The sequence below is a fragment of the Rahnella sp. AA genome (assembly GCF_002834385.1).
Taxonomy (GTDB): domain Bacteria; phylum Pseudomonadota; class Gammaproteobacteria; order Enterobacterales; family Enterobacteriaceae; genus Rahnella.
In genome coordinates this window covers 25,836-43,078 of record NZ_PITQ01000014.1, presented here as the reverse complement: position 1 = coordinate 43,078, position 17,243 = coordinate 25,836, and the positions used below count along the sequence as shown (strand labels likewise).

Annotated in this window: 14 protein-coding genes; 12 read left to right on the top strand and 2 right to left on the bottom strand. The window is 53.9% G+C overall.

Going from position 1 to position 17,243, the window contains the following annotated elements:
- Window positions 1-142: 142 nt before the first annotated feature.
- On the top strand, window positions 143-1,096 hold the full coding sequence (ydgH, locus tag CWS43_RS24005) for a DUF1471 family protein YdgH (protein ID WP_101079674.1): 954 nt from the start codon (window positions 143-145) through the stop codon (window positions 1,094-1,096).
- 65 nt (window positions 1,097-1,161) lie between these two features.
- Here the strand turns inward: ydgH and CWS43_RS24000 are convergent, their stop codons facing one another.
- Window positions 1,162-2,274, bottom strand: a complete 1,113-nt coding sequence (locus tag CWS43_RS24000; protein WP_101079673.1) for a dipeptidase — start codon at window positions 2,272-2,274, stop codon at window positions 1,162-1,164.
- Between the two features lie 250 nt (window positions 2,275-2,524).
- On the opposite strand from CWS43_RS24000, the gene CWS43_RS23995 reads away from it, so the two are divergent.
- The 11 genes from CWS43_RS23995 to CWS43_RS23945 all read left to right on the top strand — a co-directional run bounded on the left by CWS43_RS23995 (window position 2,525) and on the right by CWS43_RS23945 (window position 15,948).
- Window positions 2,525-4,120 (top strand): ABC transporter substrate-binding protein, encoded by a 1,596-nt coding sequence (locus tag CWS43_RS23995; RefSeq protein WP_101079672.1) that lies wholly within the window; start codon window positions 2,525-2,527, stop codon window positions 4,118-4,120.
- Window positions 4,117-5,130, top strand: coding sequence for an ABC transporter permease (locus CWS43_RS23990; RefSeq protein WP_101079671.1), 1,014 nt, complete (start codon window positions 4,117-4,119; stop codon window positions 5,128-5,130). Before CWS43_RS23995 ends, CWS43_RS23990 begins: the two co-directional genes overlap by 4 nt.
- Window positions 5,127-6,053 (top strand): ABC transporter permease, encoded by a 927-nt coding sequence (locus CWS43_RS23985; RefSeq protein ID WP_101079670.1) that lies wholly within the window; start codon window positions 5,127-5,129, stop codon window positions 6,051-6,053. The genes CWS43_RS23990 and CWS43_RS23985 overlap by 4 nt, the downstream gene beginning before the upstream one ends.
- On the top strand, window positions 6,053-6,883 hold the full coding sequence (locus CWS43_RS23980; RefSeq protein ID WP_101079669.1) for an ABC transporter ATP-binding protein: 831 nt from the start codon (window positions 6,053-6,055) through the stop codon (window positions 6,881-6,883). The genes CWS43_RS23985 and CWS43_RS23980 overlap by 1 nt, the downstream gene beginning before the upstream one ends.
- Window positions 6,880-7,656, top strand: a complete 777-nt coding sequence (locus CWS43_RS23975; RefSeq protein ID WP_101079668.1) for an ABC transporter ATP-binding protein — start codon at window positions 6,880-6,882, stop codon at window positions 7,654-7,656. Before CWS43_RS23980 ends, CWS43_RS23975 begins: the two co-directional genes overlap by 4 nt.
- An 83-nt stretch (window positions 7,657-7,739) precedes the next feature.
- Window positions 7,740-9,287, top strand: coding sequence for a serine hydrolase (locus CWS43_RS23970; protein ID WP_101079667.1), 1,548 nt, complete (start codon window positions 7,740-7,742; stop codon window positions 9,285-9,287).
- 235 nt (window positions 9,288-9,522) lie between these two features.
- Window positions 9,523-11,508 (top strand): formate-dependent uric acid utilization protein AegA, encoded by a 1,986-nt coding sequence (gene aegA / locus CWS43_RS23965; protein WP_101079666.1) that lies wholly within the window; start codon window positions 9,523-9,525, stop codon window positions 11,506-11,508.
- A 401-nt stretch (window positions 11,509-11,909) separates the two neighbouring features.
- On the top strand, window positions 11,910-12,386 hold the full coding sequence (locus CWS43_RS23960) for a heme-binding protein (RefSeq protein ID WP_101079665.1): 477 nt from the start codon (window positions 11,910-11,912) through the stop codon (window positions 12,384-12,386).
- 68 nt (window positions 12,387-12,454) lie between these two features.
- Complete coding sequence (locus CWS43_RS23955) at window positions 12,455-13,009, top strand: sugar dehydrogenase complex small subunit (protein WP_101079664.1); 555 nt, start codon at window positions 12,455-12,457, stop codon at window positions 13,007-13,009.
- Window positions 13,002-14,606 (top strand): GMC family oxidoreductase, encoded by a 1,605-nt coding sequence (locus CWS43_RS23950; RefSeq protein ID WP_101079663.1) that lies wholly within the window; start codon window positions 13,002-13,004, stop codon window positions 14,604-14,606. Before CWS43_RS23955 ends, CWS43_RS23950 begins: the two co-directional genes overlap by 8 nt.
- 22 nt (window positions 14,607-14,628) lie before the next feature.
- Window positions 14,629-15,948 carry a cytochrome c gene (locus CWS43_RS23945; protein WP_101079662.1) on the top strand — a complete coding sequence of 440 codons (1,320 nt, stop codon included), beginning with the start codon at window positions 14,629-14,631 and terminating at the stop codon, window positions 15,946-15,948.
- A 50-nt stretch (window positions 15,949-15,998) separates the two neighbouring features.
- On the opposite strand, the gene CWS43_RS23940 is transcribed toward CWS43_RS23945, so the two are convergent.
- Window positions 15,999-17,105, bottom strand: a complete 1,107-nt coding sequence (locus tag CWS43_RS23940) for a GGDEF domain-containing protein (protein ID WP_101079661.1) — start codon at window positions 17,103-17,105, stop codon at window positions 15,999-16,001.
- Between the last annotated feature and the right edge of the window lie 138 nt (window positions 17,106-17,243).

Below are 17,243 nucleotides of genomic sequence, written 5' to 3'. Positions count from 1 at the left end.
TGTTATGTCGATAACGCTCGCATTATTGCCATAAATTGCTGAGACACTCGGCATTGTTACATGCAATAATCGGCCGCTAACCTGTTACACATCAAGAATTCAGCACGTTTCAACATTACTGCGCAAGGTGAAAGGATTTTTTATGAAGCTGACAAAAACGATCATCGCATCGGCCCTGTTTTCTGTTTCTGCGCTGTCTGCTGCACATGCCGCGCAGGAAATTAGCCCGCAGAAAGCAGCCGCCATCAAGCCTTTTGATCGCATTGTTATTACCGGGCGATTCAACACGCTGAGTGACGCGTCTGACGCCGTCTCCCGCCGTGCCGATACGCTGGGTGCAGATTATTTTTATATTCAAGATACCAACACCACTAACAATAGCGGGAACTGGCGCGTAGTTGCAGATATCTATAAAAAAGATGCGCCGGATGTGAGCAAAGATCCTAATTACCGTGTTATCAACGGTGTGGTTGAATTGCCTAAAGACGTGGCCTATGGCCTGGAGCCTTACGATACCGTCACGGTGAACGGTTTTTATCGCAGCCAGCCTGACGTCAATGATGCCATCACGCGTGCAGCGAAAGAAAAAGGGGCTTACTCCTTCTTCATCGTTCGCCAGATTGATGCCAACAGCGGTGGCAACCAGTACATTACGGCATTCATCTATAAGAAAGATGCGCCAAAACGTGTAGTACAGTCTGCGGATGCCATCCCTGCTGATTCTGACGCAGGTAGAGCCGCATTGGCTGCCGGTGGCGCAGAAGCGGCCAAGGTTGAAATCCCGGGCGTAGCTTCATCCAGCAGCCCAAGCCGTACCGTTGGCCGTTTCTTCGAAACCCAGTCATCAACCGGAGAGCGTTACAGCGTTACTGCAAATAACGGTGCGAAAATTCAGGAAGTGAATGACGTGACCGCCGCTCAGATGGTTCCGTTTGACTCCACCACTTTCACCGGCCACTTCAACAGCACAACGGACGTTTCGCAGGAAGTTGCGAACCGTGCGGCTGTGAAAGGTGCCAAGTTCTACCACATTACCCGCCAGTGGCAGAACAAGAGCGGTGGTAACCTGACCGTGAGTGCCGATTTCTTCAAATAATCAGGCCCCACAGACAGCAAAAAGGCAGCCCTTTGAGGCTGCCTTTTCTTTTTCAATGCTGCTGTTTAACATCCCCAGGTGCGTTCAAGCACATTCACCCAGTTCTTGTAGCAAATTTTCTCCAGCAGCGCCTGCCCGTAACCCGCTTCCCGCAACGCGTTCACCAGCACTGGCAGACCACGCACATCCTTCATGAAGGGTGCCATTGTTGCGCCGTCGAAGTCGGAGCCAAAACCCACGCCGTCTTCTCCCAGATGCTCCACCAGATAATCGACGTGGCGCACCATAATATCGGTGCCGGTATCGTCGCTTCTTTTACCGTCTTCCCGCAGGAACGGCACGGCAAAGTTCAGCCCGACAAAACCGTGACTTTCTTTGATGGCAGCAAGCTGGTTGTCGGTCAGATTTCGTGACTGCGGGCAAATGCTGAAAGCGTTGGAATGGCTGGCGACCAGCGGCGCATTGCTCAGCTTCGCCACGTCCCGGAAGCCTTTTTCATTCAGATGCGACAGGTCAACCATGATGCGTTTTTGATTACAGGCTTTTACCAGCCGTACGCCCGCCTCTGTCAGCCCGGGCCCGGTATCCGGCGAGGTTTGATATTTGAACGGCACGCCGTGGCCGAAGATATTCGGACGGCTCCAGACCGGCCCCAAAGATCGCAGCCCCATGCTGTACAACACGTCCAGATTATACAAATCCTCATCAATCGCCTCCGCTCCTTCAATATGCATAACCACAGCTAATGCATGGTTATCGATTGACTGACGAATTTCCTGTGCCGTACGGCAAATCTTCACCTTGCCCTGCGACTGCTCTTCAATTCTCAGCAGGAACGCCATCATGCCAAATGTGACATCGCGCGCAAAATCGAAAGAAGGTGTCGGGGAAAAATCAGGATGTTTTTGAGTACCTTCCAGCAAAAATCTGGTGTCCACCGAACGATCAGGCACGCTATTTGCTAGATCCACTCCCGGAGTGGGTACCCAGGCGGCGAAGAGCCCGCCGGCAAAGCCTGCTTCACGACAGCGCGGCAGGTCCAATTGTCCGCTGGCGGGTCCCTGAAGGAATGCCCGTTCAGGATCCTGACGATGTTCTGTCCAAAGTTGCAGCAAAACATCGTTATGTCCATCAAATACCGGCATTAATTCTTCAGTTCCGTGCGCTACGTTATTCATAAAAAAGGTCTACCTTTGATTAAGCATGACTAAGACAACGGAGATTTGTTCAGACAGGGTGCAGTAACCGCGTCACTTTGCACCAGCGATGAACAAAACACTACGCTTCACATTAGTTTTTTCGATACGAAACGTTGACGGGTGTAAAGCAACGGTTTTTTTATTTAAGCCAGTTGCACGGTCTTAAGTCAAGGGTTTACCACCGTAATGTTTAATTTTACTTTTATAAATCAACACGATGGGAGTTGTTATGGTTACCAGGCGTCAATTTGTTACCGGTTTTTCCGCAATACCTGTGCTGTCCTACCTGAAATTTGATGCGGTCTTTGCCGCCACGCCAGCTTCAATTCTGGTCATGGCCATCCAGCTCGACATCATTACCAGCCTTGATCCTCATGAAAGCTTCGAGTCCGTGGGCAGTGAAATTACCGGCAATATGTATCAGCAACTGGTGAAACCTAAACTGGCCTCCCCTGATGAAATTGAAGGTGACCTGGCCGTTTCATGGACGGCTTCCGATGATAAAAAAACCTTCACGTTCAAGCTGGATCCGAAAGCCAAATGGGCGGACGGTAAACCTGTGACCGCAGAAGATGCTGCATTTTCACTGCAACGCGTCGTTAAACTGGATAAAAGCCCGGCCTATATCATCAACCAGTTTGGTTACACTAAAGATAACGTTGATAGCCTGATTACCGCACCGGACGCCGAAACTCTGGTGATCAAAACCGCTGAACCGGCTTCAGAATCTTTCCTGCTGTATTGCCTGACCGCCAACGTCGGCAGCATCGTGCAAAAATCCGCCTGCCTGGCAAATCAGGCTGGTGATGATCTGGGTAACGCCTGGCTGAAGAAAAACAGCGCTGGCTCCGGTGCCTTCAAACTGCGCGACTGGAAAGTCAGCGAATCCGTCATTCTGGAAAGCAACAAAAACAACCCGCACGCAGGCAAAATTCAGCGCATCATCATGCGCCATATCGTTGACCCTTCAGCCCAACTGCTGATGTTGCAAAAAGGTGATATTGATATCGCACGTAACCTGACGACTGAACAATTGCGTCCGCTGATGAACGACAAAAACTTCACGCTGGTACGCAAAGGTATCGCCGGGACTTACATGCTCTCTGCCAACACAGCGCACCCTAACCTGGCGAAACCACAGGTCTGGCAGGCACTGAAATGGGCAGTGGATTACGAAAATATTCAGCAGCACATCGTGCCGCTGACGCATAAAATCCATCAGAGTTTCCTGCCTGAAGGTTTCCCGGCTGCGGTCAACACCATCATGTACAAACGTGATGTTGCCAAAGCCAAAGCGTTGCTGGCTGAAGCCGGTTTCCCGAACGGATTTGAAATCACGCTCGATCACTATTCTGCCTCTCCCTCTTCTGACATCGTGCAGGCATTGCAATCTAACCTCGCCGAAGTAGGAATCAAAGTGACGCTGCTCGCGGCAGAAAGCCGTCAGGTTCTGACAAAAATGCGCGCGCGTCAGCAGCAACTGGCACTGACCCAGTGGGGCGCTGACTATTTTGACCCGAACTCCAACGCCGAAGCCTTTTGCAGCAACCCGGATAACACCGACGCCGCGAAAAGCCGCACGCTGGCCTGGCGTTGCAGCTGGCAGGATAAATCAATTTCCGATCTCAGCACCAAAGCGCTGAAAGAATCTGACCCGGCCACCCGCATCAAACTGTATGAAGAGTTGCAGACGAAACATATGGAAAACAGCCCGTTTATCATCATGCTGCAACCGACCATGACCGCCGCCTGCCGTAACGTGATTTCCGGTGTGGTACTGACGGTAATGAGCACCAGCCCATACGAGAAGGTTGTTAAAGCGTGAGCAAGAGACTCAAAGGATTCCTGAGTACCTGCATCAGCGTTTGTCTTACTTTGTTTGGTCTGTCGGTAGTGACTTTCTTTATCGGTCGCGTCATGCCGACGGATCCGGTTCTGGCTGCGGTGGGCGACAATGCACCGCAGGCAGTCGTCGAACGGGTTCGTCATGAAATGGGGCTGGATCAGCCCCTCTGGTTGCAGTTCTTCCACTATCTCAGTCAGGTGTTTCACGGTGATTTAGGCCGGTCAGCCCTGACTTCCAATCTGGTCACGACCGATATCGCGCGTTTCTTCCCGGCCACGCTCGAACTGGCAACGGCGGCGATCATTATCGCCGCCATTATCGGCATTCCGCTCGGCGTATGGGCGGCAACGCGTCAGGGAAGCTGGATTGACCAAACCATCCGCGTGGTGTGTCTGGCCGGTCACTCGTTGCCGGTATTTGTGCTGGCCTTGCTCAGCCTGTTGATTTTTTACTCCGCGCTGGGCATTGCGCCGGGGCCGGGGCGTCAGGACATCATCTATCAGGACATGATCCCGCAGGTAACGGGTTTGCTCACGGTGGATTCCCTGCTGGCCGGTGATATGGGCGCGTTTTGGGATGCGCTGGCACACATGGTTCAGCCGGTTCTGATCCTGGCGTATTTCAGCATGGCTTACATCACGCGCATGACCCGCACCTTTATGCTTAATGCGTTGGGCGGCGAATATGTCATCACTGCCCGAGCTAAAGGTTTGTCGGCGCAACGCGTTATCTGGAAACACGCGTTTCCGACCGTGGGCGTACAGTTGATTACCGTTCTGGCCCTGACCTACGCCGGTTTGCTGGAAGGTGCCGTGGTGACAGAAAACGTCTTCTCCTGGCCGGGCCTCGGGCAATACCTCACCGTCTCACTGATGAATGCAGATATGAACCCGGTGATTGGCTCAACCTTGCTGATTGGTGCGATTTATGTGCTGCTCAACCTGCTGGCCGACCTTCTCTACCGACTATTGGATCCCCGCGTAAAATGAGCACTCTTCCCGTAACACCACAACCCCGCGCGGGCAGCCGTGCCTGGCTGCTTGCCGATACGCCACAGACGCGCACGCAAGCGGTGTGGGGGCGCAGATACCGTATCTGGCTTGGCTTGCGTAAAAATCCGCTGGCCGTCACGGGCCTGTTTACCGTGCTGATCGTCTTACTGATTTCCATTTGTGCCCCCTGGCTGACCAGCTATGACCCGGGCGCACAGGATCTGGCGCACCGTCTGGCGAAACCCTCGGCGCTGCACTGGCTGGGCACTGATGAACTGGGCCGCGACACGCTAAGCCGCATTTTATATGGCGGACGCATCACGCTGGGTATGGTGATTATTGTTGTGGCAATCGTCGCGCCACTCGGCCTGCTGATTGGCTGCGTCGCAGGCTATGCCGGTGGTCTGCTGGACCGCATCCTGATGCGTATCACTGATATTTTCCTGGCTTTCCCGCGCCTGATTCTGGCTCTGGCATTTGTTGCTGCCCTCAAACCCGGTATCGAAAGCGCCATTCTGGCCATCGCCCTCACCGCCTGGCCGCCATATGCCCGGCTGGCGCGCGCCGAAACCATGCAGGTGCGCGGCACAGATTACATAGCCGCCTGTCGCCTGACCGGCGCGACACCGGCGCGCATCGTGCTGAGACATATCATGCCGTTGTGTGTCCCGAGCCTGGTGGTGCGTATTACCCTCGACATGAGCTCCATCATTATCACCGCCGCCAGCCTGGGCTTTTTAGGCATGGGCGCACAACCACCGTCACCGGAATGGGGGGCGATGATCGCCACTGCGCGCCGTTTTCTGTTCAGTGAATGGTGGGTGCCGTTAATTCCGGCGATTGCTATTTTTGTGACGTCTCTGGCGTTCAACTTCCTCGGCGACGGGCTGCGCGACGTCCTCGATCCTAAGGAGAAATGATGCTGGTTGATATCAAAGATCTGCATATTACCTTCCAGACCAACAGCGGCAGTTTCGATGCCGTTCGCGGCGTTTCATTGTCCCTGGGCAAAGAGAAGTTTGGTATTGTCGGCGAAAGCGGCTCCGGAAAATCGCTCACGGCGCGTTGCCTGATGAACCTGCTGCCTTCAAGTGCAAAATGTCGCGCAGAAACGCTGTCTTTTGACGGTATTGATTTGCGTAACGCCAGCGAAAAACAGATGCGCCAGATACGCGGTAAGCGCGTCGGCTTTATCCTTCAGGATCCGAAATATTCGCTGAATCCGGTGATGCCGATTGGCAAACAGGTGGCCGAAGCTTGGCAGACGCACAAAGGCGGCTCGAAGAAGCAGGCGATGAACGCGGCCATTGAATTACTCGATCAGGTACGCATCCGTGAACCGCATAAAGTGGCAGAACGTTATGCGCACGAAGTCTCCGGGGGGATGGGCCAGCGCGTCATGATTGCCATGATGCTGGCGCCGGATCCGGAGCTGATGATTGCCGACGAACCGACCAGTGCGCTGGATGCCACCGTACAGGCGGAAATTCTGCGTTTGCTCGACGACCTGGTGTCCAGCCGGGGTATGGGGCTGATTCTCATCAGCCACGACCTGCCTCTGGTGTCCAAATTTTGTGACCGTGTTGCGGTAATGTACGCCGGACGTATCGTCGAAACCCTGCAGGCAGGCGATCTGCTGAAAGCGCAGCACCCTTATACGCGCGGGTTACTGGAATGTCTGCCGTCACTCAAGCATCCCCGTGACAGATTGCCGGTTCTGGTGCGTGACGAAGCATGGAAAATCTCATGACTACAGAAATCCCACTGCAATTAGATAACAGTAAAATCATCCTGAACAACCTGCGCATCGCTTTCGGCGATACGGAAGTGGTGAAAGGCGTCAGTTTTAGCGTGGCGCCGGGCGAATGCTTTGGCATTGTCGGGGAGAGTGGCTCGGGCAAATCCACCATTTTGCGCGCGCTGGCGGGTCTGAATCAGTCGTGGTCTGGCGAGATGGTGATTGGCGGCGAAGACCAGACGCCGGTGCGGCAAAAACGCTTTTTCCGCCGCGTGCAGATGGTGTTTCAGGATCCGTACGGCTCGCTGCACCCGCGCCAGACCATCGACCGCATTCTGAGTGAGCCATTGATTGTTCACGGTTTTCTGAATATCGAAAAGCGTATTACGGATGCGTTAAGCGAAGTTGGCCTTCCGCAGGCGGTACGCTTTCGTTTTCCTCATCAGCTTTCCGGCGGACAACGTCAGCGCGTCGCCATTGCGCGCGCAATGATTTCGGAACCGGAAATTTTACTGCTTGATGAACCGACCTCGGCCCTTGATGTTTCAGTTCAGGCGGAAATTCTGAACCTGCTGAGCGATTTGCGTGAGCGCCGGAAGCTGACTTATATCCTGGTCAGCCACAATCTGGCCGTCGTAACGCATCTTTGCACCAGCATTGGCGTGATGATCGGTGGTGAAATGGTCGAGTTGCTGAGCGCAGACGATTTACGGATGGGCAACGTCAGCCATCCACACACAGCAGAGTTACGATCGTTAAGTCTCAGTTTAGAGGAACCCGAATAACCGTTTCCGAACGAAAAAATTCCGGTTTCACGGGCAGTCTGGGCTGCCCTCTTAATTCACTGACAGACACATGGGAGACGCTGATGACATCTGCATTAGACTGGCAGGCGGCTGAAGCAACAGCAAAACGAATCACCGGCAACTGGGATAAACCCGGGGAACCGGGTGGCGCAATAACCCTTTTCGACAGTAAAACACTTCGCCATTACGCGACCGGCGGTCTGGCAAACCTGACCACCTCCGAACCTTTCAGTATCGATTCCGTAGTCCGCTACGCCTCTGTCACCAAACATATTTTTGCCACACTGGCGCTGCTGAAAAGTGATGCAGGCCTTTCGGTGAATGACAGGCTGGGGCAATACTTACCTCAGCTGAAAGCACCGATGTCGCAGGTCACTGTCGGGCAGGCGCTGGACATGACCGGCGGGTTGCCGGACGTACGGGAAACGCTCTCGCTGCTCGGGATTTCGGTTTATAACATCAGCGAAGCCGGTGCAATCATGGATTTTCTGGCACAGGACGGCGCGCTGAATTTCCCCGCGGGCACGGAGATTTCTTACAGCAACACCGGCTACCGGTTGGTTGAAGAAATCCTGAAACAAAAAGGGATTTTGTTTGAAGACCTGCTGCAAAAACACATCGCTCAGCCGCTGGATATCGCATTCCACGCACCTGAAACCTGGTTTGATATTGTCGCCAATCTGGTGCCGGGTTACTGGCAGGATACCTCGGGCTGGAAAACCGCCGTCGCAGGGTTACATCTTTCCGCCTCCGGCAGCCTGACCGGCAGTGTCCGTTCGCTTTCAGTCTGGCTACAGAGTTTACTCAGCGATACCGGCCCCGGCGCAGGTGTGCTGAAAGCCCTGACAGAACAGCGTTATCTGCATGACGATATTCCTTCGGCCTACGGGCTGGGCACCACATCCACGCAAATCGGCGAACACACGGTTTACGGCCACGGGGGTTCGCATGCCGGTTATAAAACCTATTTCCTGCTGCATCCTGAGCTGGACATCGGCGTAGCGCTGGTCTCCAACCGCGAAGATACCACCGCCTATACCCATGCGCTGGAAGTGATGTCTGCCTTGCTGGCCGCACCGCTCCCGGCGCGCAGCAGCGCGTTACCGGACGGGCTGTATTCCAGCGTGGCTGAACCTTACTGGCTGAAAGTCAGCAACGGCACCGCCAGCTATCTTGGATCGGCGGATAATCTTTATCAGGGTGCCGATGCCGGCGAAGCGATTACGCTTTCGGCGCATATGCCCATGCGTCTGCGCTGGGATGGCAAAGCGATTCAGGGCGAAATCGGCCATGCGCCGCGCTATTTCACGCCGGTAGAACCCAATGACTGCCTGAAAATGGTTCAGGGGCGCTGGTATCACCCGGAGTCAAACGCCGCATTTGATATCGAAGGCGAACAGCTCAAAATTGGCGTCGGCACCTTGCGCGCCTGCGGACAACTTACGTCACTGGGCGCGGGGCGTTTATTGGTCGAGCTTCCCGATGGCCCCTGGAAGAAAAACTTCTGCCTCTACTTCCAGGGTTACAGCGTAAAACTCATCTCCAACCGCAGCCGTGTGTTAAGTTTCCGTCGCGATGAATGTCGGAGCAATTGGCAACCGGTCAAATAACCTGAACACACCTTCTGCCAGATATCACTGAAAACGCCGCCGGACATTTGCCTGGCGGCGTTTTGTTTCAAAAGACTCCCCGTAGTGACATGTAAAATTGTGACACACATCTAATAAATTCTTCATTTACATAATCTAGGATGATGGTGATAACCTTTATATTTATGTGGTTTATTGCTATCCGATCCTAAAATAAAAACCGCTGGGCGGATCTATGCCCGGCAGGGAAACAATAATGAATCAATTTATTATTGCTGATTCACAGGCTTGTATTGGCTGTCGCGCCTGTGAAGTAGCCTGCGTCTTGTCTCATAATGAACAATGTTATCCCCCAAAAGAGATGTTCACCCCACGCATCCATGTCATCCGGCAGGACAATATTCAGAATGCGGTTCTTTGCCGGCATTGCGAAGATGCTCCGTGCTTACACGTCTGTCCGACGAATGCGCTTGTGCGCCGCAACGACAGCATCCAGTTGCTGGAAGAACGTTGTATTGGGTGTAAAACCTGCTCCGTGGCCTGTCCGTTTGGGGCCATCGACATGGTTCCGCATCAGCAACCCGATCCTTTAACCGGTTTCCCGGCCGCCGCCGTGGCACATAAATGTGACCTGTGTGAAGACCATCCGCTGGGGCAGGCCTGCGTCAGTGCCTGCCCGACGCAGGCACTTCATCTGGTTACTGACCTGGTGATTAAACAGAACAGGGCTGAAAAACAATACCGTGCGGCGATGGGGCATAACCCGCCGGCGGTGCGGATCAATAAATCAGAATCGGTGCTGTCAGCCGCGCTGAATCCGCCGCGTCTGGATGCGACGAAAACGCCGCTCGCTGAGCGTAAAACCACCTTCAACGAGATCTACGACCGCTTTACCCCCGTTCAGGTTGAACAGCAGGCAGGCCGCTGCCTTCATTGCAGCGACCAGCCCTTCTGCGCCTGGACCTGCCCGCTGCATAACGACATCCCCGAATTATTGTCACTGGCCAAACAAGGCCACATTCTCGAAGCCGCCGAACTTTCTCACCGGACCAGCAGCCTGCCTGAAGTGTGCGGCCGCGTATGCCCGCAGGACAGGCTCTGTGAAGGGGCTTGTACCTTTGACAGACAGGGTTCAGTGAGCATCGGCAACGTTGAGCGCTACATTACCGACATGGCGCTGGCGCAGGGCTGGAAACCCGATTTGTCTGACGTTGTTGCGCGTAATTATCGCGTAGCCGTCGTCGGTGCGGGGCCGGCAGGGTTAGGCTGTGCCGATGTGCTGGCCAGGCATGGCATAAAAGTGGTGGTTTTCGACCGTCATCCGGAAATCGGTGGTCTTCTGACGTTCGGCATTCCGGCATTCAAACTCGATAAAAACGTACTGGTCAGGCGGCGGGAAATTTTCTCAGGGATGGGTATCGAGTTCCGTCTGAATACAGAAATAGGCGTTGATATCACGGCAGAGCACCTGCTGGAAGAATTCGACGCCGTCTTCCTTGGCGTTGGTACCTATAAGGCGATGAAAGCGGGCCTGGCAAACGAAGACGCGCCGGGCGTTTACAGCGCCCTGCCTTTCCTGATTGCCAACGCTAAACATCTGATGAATCTGCCAGAACTGGAACATGAGCCGTATATCAGCATGGAAGGCAAACGCGTTGTTGTTCTCGGCGGCGGTGATACTGCAATGGATTGCCTGCGGACATCATTGCGCCAGAATGCAAAAAGCGTGACCTGTGCCTATCGCCGTGATGAAAAAAACATGCCCGGTTCGAAGAAAGAGGTGAAGAACTCACGCGAGGAAGGCGCTGAATTCATGTTTAATGTCCAGCCGGTCAGTATTGAGCTGGGCAGCAATGGCGAAGTTTGCGGTATCAGGCTGGTACGTACTGCGCTGGGTGAACCCGACGCCAGCGGACGCAGACGGCCAAAACCGATTGCAGGTTCTGAATTCCTGCTTGAGGCAGAGGCTATTATCATGGCATTTGGCTTCCAGCCGCACTCTATGCCATGGCTGAATCAGCTGGCGGTCAGGCGAGATGAACAGGGATTGTTGCACGCGCCGCATAACAGCCGCTTCCCTTACCAGACCAGCCATCCGCAGTTTTTTGCCGGGGGCGATGCCGTCCGGGGAGCCGATCTGGTCGTCACCGCCATGGCAGATGGTCGTCAGGCCGCCACCAGCATCATTGCTTCGCTTGATCTTCGCCCACCGGTCAGGTTCGCGCCCTCTTCCTTCCGGTAACCGGCAGGATCTTTTCAGGTACCGCACATCAAAGCCTTTCCTTCAGGAAGGCTTTTTTTGTTATGCAAATCACATTTTATTAATAAAAACGGATCAGGTGGTTCATAACAGCACAAAATGTTCACTCCTTATTTAATAAGGGCTCCAGGCCCGTTTTGCTCAGAATACCCTCACAAAAGTGCCTGAGATTTAGTTGCCTGCCGCAACCGTCACTTTTTCTACTTTGTTAATTGAATTAACATCCACGAAACAAAAATCTATAACCTTACCTTTCATCAGGTATCAATAAAGGCGTCAGCGCGTACCGCCTAACGGGGTTATTGGTTTTAAATATTATTCATTTAAAACAGTTTATTAAAAATATTTCCGGCGATTTCGCCACTGCTATAAGGGATGAGTCTATGTCTGTAAAAAAACACACTGCTAAAACACTACTTTGTGTCACCTCTCTGCTTTTTTCTGTCACATCTGCCTTCGCCGCAGAGCACCCGCAGCTCGATAATGCTCAGGCCGCCAAAGTGATTGACAGCGTAAAATCCTCGCTAGCCGAACAACACAGCACCGGATGCGTCGCCGTTGTTGATGCATCTGGTTCATTACTGGCATTCCAGCGTTTCGATGATTCCCCGGCAGGTTGCGTTGATGCTTCCATCGGCAAAGCACGCACCTCTGCCTTGTACCACGCGCCGTCTCTGAAATTCATGCAGCGTCTGGCCGGCGGCGAAACTACCGTGCTGGCGATCCCACACGCAGTACCGCTGGGTGGCGGTTTCCCGCTAACGCTCAACGGTGAAGTCGTCGGCGCAGTGGGTGTCAGTACGCCGAAGCAGGACATCGATAATCAGTCTTCTGAAAAAGCGGCCAGCGTTCTGAAATAAACCAGAACGTACGTACTCACGGTTAACTGATGGTCACGCCCGTGGCCGTTTATACGGAACATCACTCAATGATTAATCTCTCACGTCGCCGGATGGTTATCGGCACTGCGAGCGTACTGGCTGCCGGGATTTCCAGCCAGATGCTTGGCGGTGGCGTATTTGCCACGCTGGCCCATGCCGCGCCGCCACTGGCTTCGGCAATCACCATGCCAGACAGTTTTATGACACTGTCAAAACAACTCACTGCGACAGATAACCTGGAACCTCATCTCGGTCAGGCGCTGTACAGCTGGCTGCATGATAAACAACTCGATACCCGCCTTGATGCCCTGTCCGCGCTGCTTTCTGCGCATGACGGCGTGGTCGGCGACAACCTGCATCAGTTGCTGACGCAACAACCGGCAGAGCTGGCCCAGCTTTATCAGCAACTGGTCAGCGGCTGGTATCTCGGCGTAGTCGGCCAGCCTGGCAGCCAGAAATGTATCGGATTCGAAAATATCGTCAGCTATCAGCTGCTGAAAAATAACCTGCTGCCGCCAAGCTACGCGCCGGGCGAGCCGAATTTCTGGGTCAACAAACCTGCCACCACGCAACAAAACTTACCGGAGGTCACTCATGGCTGATGCGCTGAATGCTGACGTCGTCGTCATTGGTGCCGGTATCGCCGGTTCTCTCGCTGCGCTGAAAATGGTGAAAGCCGGTGTTTCCGTGCTGATGCTGGATTCCGGCCCGGTGATCAAACGTGACGAAGCGGTCGAACTCTTTCGCCAGTCGCCGCTGAAAGGCGATTTTACCGAACCCTATCCGCCAAAACCCTGGGCGCCACAACCGAAATTCCAGCCAAAAGATAACAACTATCTGATTCAGAATGGCCCGGATTTGTATGCAGCGCAGTACCTGCGAGGCGTCGGTGGCACCACATGGCACTGGGCAGGACAGGCATTCCGTTTATTGCCAAACGACATGAAAATCAAAACGTTGTACGGCATCGGGCGCGACTGGCCGATCAGTTATGAAGATCTGGAGCCGTATTACACCGAAGCCGAAATTCAGATGGGCGTTTCCGGTGACGATGCACTGGATTCCCCGCGTTCGCAGCCGTATCCTCTGCCGGGCATTCCGCTGCCTTACGGCTTTGACCGCATCAGCAAGCGTATTGCCAAACTCGGGTACGTGCTGGGCATCGGTCCGCAGGCGCGCAACAGTATTCCTTACGATGGTCGCCCTGCCTGCTGCGGCAACAATAACTGCATGCCGGTCTGCCCGATTGATGCGCAATACCACGGCGGTATTTCCGCCCGTAAAGCCATCGAAGCCGGTGTCCGCGTGATTGCCAATGCCGTGGTGTACAAAATAGAAGCCAGCGACAGCGGCGAAATTGTTGCCGTGCATTATCTGGACGCCGACAAAGTCACCCACAAAGTCACCGGTAAGCGTTTCGTACTGACCGCCAACGGTATCGAAAGCCCGAAACTGCTGCTGATGTCCACCAGTGATAAATACCCGGACGGCATCGCCAACAGCTCTGGCATGGTTGGCCGTAACCTGATGGATCACCCCGGCACGTCGGTTGAATTCTATGCCGATGAACCGGTCTATTTCGGGCGTGGCCCGATGCGTCCGGGCAGTATCAACAACCTGCGCGACGGTGAATTCCGCAGCGACCGTTCCGCGCTGCGTATCGACGTCGCCAATACCTCGCCGGTGCGTTATCTCACAGAACGGTTAGTGCGCCAGGGGTATTACGGCAAAGCGCTGAACGACAAACTGGCGTTCCAGTCCGAGCGTTTTATCCAGCTGAAATGCCTGCTGGAAATGCTGCCGGAGCCGGAAAACCGCGTGGTGCTCAGCAAAACCGAGAAAGACGAATGGGGAATTCCGCGTCTGGAAGTCCACTACAAATTCCCGGAATACGTGCATCGCGGCTATGACCAGTCAATGCTCGATTTTCAGAAGATCGTCAAAGAGATGGGCGGCACTGAAGTGGTGTACAGCAAGCGTGGCGTTTACGACAACAACCAGCACATCACCGGCACCATGATTATGGGCAGTGATCCGAAGGATTCCGTGGTGGATGGTAACTGTCGTACGCATGACCACCCGAACCTGTTCATTGCCGGCACCGGCATTATGCCGTCGGCCTCCACGGTGAACTCCACGCTGTCCGGTACAGCACTGGCATTACGCATGGCAGACGCGGTGCTGAAAAGCCTGGCCTGATTGATTTTCTGAGGACTGAGCAATGAAAATGAAATTCATGCTGGCAATGCTGCCGTTAGTGGCGGCGACCAGCGCCTGGGCGGACGACGCGACAGGTAATGCTGAACTGATTAAACGCGGCGAATATCTGGCGACTGCCGGTGACTGTACCGCCTGCCATACGGCCCCCGGTGCCGACAAAACCGCGAAATTTGGCGGCGGCTATCCGCTGGCCTCACCTTTCGGGGTGATTTACGGCACCAATATTTCTTCGGATAAAGAGTTTGGGATCGGCAACTGGACAGACGACGAGTTCGTGCGTGCCGTGCGTGAAGGTGTGGGCAAAGACGGACAGCAGCTTTATCCGGCGATGCCGTATGACTCTTTCACTAAAATGAAACGCGATGACGTGCTGGCCGTGAAAGCCTATCTGATGTCGCTGCCTGCGGTGCATTCCGCCGGGCCGCAAACCGATTTGTCTTTCCCGTTCAACCAGCGCTGGGGCATGCGCGTGTGGAAGATGTTTAACTTCGACAAAGGCGAGCTGAAAAACGACCCGTCCAAATCTGCGGACTGGAATCGTGGCGCGTATCTGGTGGAAGCGCTCGAGCATTGCGGCACCTGCCACACACCACGCACGCTGACCATGGGCATGGACACCGATAAAGCGTTTTCCGGTGGCGATTTAGGATCCTGGGTGGCGTTTAATATCACTCCGGACAAAAATGCCGGGATCGGCACCTGGTCGCAACAGGAACTGGTGACTTACCTGAAAACCGGTTTTGTGGCCGGGAAAGCGTCGGCCTCCGGTGCGATGGGCGAAGCCATCGAGCATAGCCTGCAACACCTTTCGGACAGTGACCTGAATGCTATCGCGACCTATATCCGTTCAGTTCCTGCTATCGGTGACGACAAACAGACCAAACCGCGTGATGCCTGGGGCCAGCAGAATCAGGATGTTTATCCTCTGCGCGCCGAAGGGCAAACGGTGAATCAATCCGCCGCCGCGCTGTTTAATGCCAGTTGTGCAGCCTGTCACGGGAAAGGCGGTGCGGGCAGCGGTGAAGGATTCCACGCGTATCCGTCGCTGTTCAGCCACACCAGCACCGGTTCTTACGACAGCCGTAATCAGGTTTCGGTGATCCTCAACGGCGTGCAGCGCCATATGGATAAAGGCGAAATCATGATGCCTTCGTTTGCTAACCAGCTGAATGATGAGCAAATTGCCACGCTGAGCAATTATGTCAGCACGCAGTTTGGTAATCCGGCGGGGGCAACGGTGACGGCGAAAGATGTGGCGAAGATGCGTAAAGACGCGGATCTGACCTATCCGCCTAAAATTGAAGAAGGCACGCAGAAATAGCGACCCGCTTTCAGTTCGAAAAAAGTAAGTCAGGAGCCGAAAGGCTCCTTTTACATTCGGTGCGTGTGGCTTTTATTTCCCAAAGCGGCCAGCGTCAGGATAGAACTGCCCACGACACAGTTTTTCCCTTTCCGTTTTGCCTCATACAGTGAAAGGTCTGCCAGTTTGAGCGACTTGCGGATAATCATTCCCGGTAAATACAGCGACACACCCAGTGACACTGTCACTCTCAGTTCGCGACCGTCTTCAAGATTAATCACGCAATCCTCGACTTCCTTACGGATACGTTCCGCAATCGCCAGCAAAGTTTCGGGATCATAGGCTGACGTCATCACCAGAAATTCCTCACCACCGTAACGGCCGGCAAAATCTTCGTTGCGCGTGAGATGGCGTAATAAACGTCCTACTTCAATTAATACACGATCGCCGACCAGGTGACCGAGTGTGTCATTCACCCGTTTGAAGTTATCAATATCCAGCAAAATGAGCCCGCAGGCTTCTCGCTGGATCTGCCGCTGTGCCAGCCAGTAATCCAGGCTTGCGCGGTTATTAATTTGCGTCAGTTCATCCGTCGCGGCCTTCACGCGGATCGTGAAGACTTTATTCATGTAGATTTCTTTATAATTTAACGCGTGATAACAGAGGATCATGCAGCAGGCGGCAATCGCCTGATAGAAAATCAGCTCGGTCCACGGCACCTGAATACCATGAATGCCGGAGACCAGCGCCAGACGAAAAATACCGACCAGCACGATCGTAATATACAGTTCACGATGTTTACGCCTGCGCCAGACGCGAAATAAAAATAGCGTGCCAAGAATAATGGCGATAAACAGATTATTCAGGGTAAACATGCCGCTGAAGAAAAATGCGACCACGAAACTGCACAGCCCGCTGAGCCAGCCGCCGAAAAAGGTCACTAAAATCATGGGCAACATTTCAAAACTGAACGAGAGGTTTTCGTTCAGCACCAGCTGATTGCCGCGCAGGTATAATGCCGTTATCCCTGCCACCAGGCCAAAGGCCAGCCGCTTCCAGTGTGAGCCTTTAAAAGTAAAGGGTTCGCTGCGGCTCAGCACAAAAAAACTGATTGAAAGCGTGGCGTATGTAACGCAAATATCCGCATACAAACTTCCCAGTGACAATATATCCGGCATATATAACGGCGTCCCCTTACGCTTTCCCTATCCGATTTTCGGGCATTAACTTAAATATAGATGATGAATGCCTTCGTCGTGTCCGTCTGTGAAATAACTGGCGGCATATCACATTGCCAGCAATTACACTCATACAGA